The organism is Frankia gtarii, assembly GCF_025403375.1.
In the GTDB taxonomy this organism is placed as follows: domain Bacteria; phylum Actinomycetota; class Actinomycetes; order Frankiales; family Frankiaceae; genus Frankia; species Frankia gtarii.
This window is the reverse complement of sequence record NZ_JAMPTM010000648.1, coordinates 1-382: the sequence shown is the minus strand read 5'-3', so window position 1 is coordinate 382 and position 382 is coordinate 1. Positions and strand designations below refer to the sequence as shown.

General features: G+C 64.4%; 1 protein-coding gene. It reads right to left on the bottom strand.

Annotated elements, in window-relative coordinates; translation table 11 throughout:
• Positions 1–382, bottom strand: a 382-nt coding sequence (locus tag NBZ83_RS32745) for a hypothetical protein (RefSeq protein ID WP_261576582.1), incomplete at both ends; no start/stop codon positions are given.

Here is a 382-nt window from a genome sequence, read left to right as displayed (position 1 = left end):
GCGCGCGACCCCGCCGCACCATTCGAGCAACTCGAACAGCCGGAGCGACCTGTTGCTCCAAATTTTGGATGCGCTGCTGAGGCCTATCGTAATCGAGGTGCCCCCTTCCAGAGCGGTGCCGAACACGTGGCCGCGATGGTAAAGGCGAGCATCGCCGGGTCGGATCGCCTCGTCGGCTCGCGGACCCGTGATCATGCGGTACGACTCGGTCGTGCTGGACTGCTGGCGGTTGCGCATGCCGACGTTGAAGAACCGCGCGTTCTCCAAACCCTTCAGCGCGCGGTTCAGGATCTCGAACTGCAGGATGCTGGGATCATAGCCGACCATGCCCGCGACCACGCGTTGGTAGAGCCCGTCGCTGCGCTTGGACGCGCACACGAAC